At 67.9% G+C, this 2,014-nt stretch carries 2 protein-coding genes; both read right to left on the minus strand.

All coding sequences use genetic code 11. The features are described 5' to 3' along the window. A partial coding sequence (gene istB, locus DIZ26_RS34595; RefSeq protein WP_112248792.1) for an IS21-like element helper ATPase IstB occupies positions 1-701 on the minus strand: 701 nt, incomplete at its 3' end. Next, the gene (gene istA / locus DIZ26_RS34600) at positions 701-1,945 is read right to left on the minus strand and encodes an IS21 family transposase (protein WP_112248793.1); all 1,245 of its coding nucleotides are present in this window, start codon (positions 1,943-1,945) and stop codon (positions 701-703) included. The genes istB and istA, both read right to left, overlap by 1 nt. Positions 1,946-2,014 lie beyond the last annotated feature (69 nt).

Genomic DNA, 2,014 nt, shown 5'->3' on the forward strand with positions numbered 1-2,014 from the left:
CGGTCGATCATCGCTGCTGCGACGACGTCGTCGCCGAAGACCTCGCCCCAGCGGCCGAAGGGTTTGTTGCTGGTGACGATGAGGCTGGCGCGTTCGTAGCGGCTGGAGACGAGCTGGAAGAACAGGTTCGCCGCTTCGGCTTCGAAGGGGATGTAGCCGACCTCGTCGACGATGATCAGCGGGATCCGGCCGAGTTTGATCAGTTCGTCTTGCAGCTTTCCCGCGTGGTGGGCATCGGCCAGGCGGGCGACCCATTCGGCGGCGGTGGCGAAGGCGACTCGGTGGCCCGCTTGGCAGGCGCGGATCCCGAGCCCGATCGACAGGTGGGTCTTGCCGGTCCCGGGCGGGCCGAGGAACACCACGTTCTCCTTGCCTGCAATGAAGTCCAGTGTCCCGAGGTGGGTGATCGTTTCCCGCTTCAGCGAGCGCTGGTGGTCGAAGTCGAACTCCTCCAACGACTTGCGCGACGGGAACCGCGCCGAGCGGATCCGGCCCTCACCGCCGTGTGCTTCGCGGGCGGCCACCTCACGTTGCAGGCAGGCGGCGAGGAACTCCTCGTGCGACCAGCCTTCGGCGCGGGCTCGTTCGGCGAGCCGTTCGACCGCGCCGGCCAGGGACGGTGCTTTCAACGCGCGGGTGAGATAGGCGATCTCCGACGCCGTGGCGCGGTTGGTGTTGCCGCTGCTGGCTTTCGTGGCCATCACGCGACCCCCTCAGCGTCGGTGGTGGTGTCGGTGAGGCCGAACATGCGGTCGTAGTCATCGAGGCTGCGATGCTCGACCGTGGTGTCCACCGGTGCGACCGCGATCAGGCGCCGGGCTTGGCGCAGTTCTGCCGCGGCCGCGGCGTGGACCGGGTCAGTGATGCTTTGATGATCCGCCCAGCACCGCGAATGCCGGGCGACCTCGACCCCGGCGAGGGTGATGACGATCTGCTCGAGATCCGCGGTGATCTCGACGCGGCGGCCGATCGCGCTCGGGTGCGCCGAGTAGTCGTTGGAGTCCAGGCGCACATAGTGATCGCGCGGCAACCGGGTCGTGGCCCGCCAGCCCACGACCGGAGCCACCGGCGGCAGCGTCAGCATCGCGGCCCGATCCGCCTCCCACCGATCCAGCGGACGGCACCCCAACCGGCGGTGCTGGCGGACGTTCGCGCGCTCCAGCCACTCGGCCAGCTGCGCGTTGAAGTCAGCCGGACTCCTGAACGCACGGCCCGGTAGGAACGAGGTCTCCAGATACCCGTTCGCCCGTTCCACCAGGCCTTTGGCTTCCGGGTCGGCCGGGCGGCACTGGATGACCTTGATCCCAAGCGTTCCGCGGAAGGCGTTCATCGCCTCGGTCAGTTGCGGTCTCCCGCCGCGCCACTGCCCGACAGCGGCCTCGTTGTCCCAGACCAGCGCCCGCGGCACCCGTCCCCACCCGCTGATCAACGCCCAATGCCCGGCCAGCAGATCCGCCGACTGCCGCGACGGCAGCATCCGCGCGGTCATCATCCGCGAATAGCCCGACACCATCACCAACACCGGCGGCCGGCCAACATGACCGAACCCGAGTGGCACGTCGACCGGCGGGAACCACAGGTCACACTGCGCCAACTCACCCGGCAAGTACTCCGTGCGCGACGCCGGATCCACCGGCCTGAACAGTGGCCGCAACTGCTGGACCCGCTCGAAGAACACCGTCTTCCCGCGCTGCCACCCGACTCGCTCCATGATCACCGTCGACGGCATCTGCGGAAACTCCGCCAGCAACGCCCTGATCTGTGGCTCCACCGCATCCACAATCGACCCCTTGGACGCCCGCTCGTACTTCGGCGGCTCATGCGACCCCAGCGCCTTCTTCACCGTGTTCTTCGAGATCCCCAGCCTGCGAGCGATCGCCCGAATCGCCATCCCCTCGGCCCGATGCAACCGACGGATCTCCGCCCAGTCCTCCACGTTCAACACCTCATGATCGTCATGGGTGGGTCAGAATTCCGCCGGAACCAGAGGGTCAGTATTCAGCCGGAAGCGACA

It is taken from the genome of Kribbella monticola, from assembly GCF_003261635.1.
Taxonomy (GTDB): domain Bacteria; phylum Actinomycetota; class Actinomycetes; order Propionibacteriales; family Kribbellaceae; genus Kribbella; species Kribbella monticola.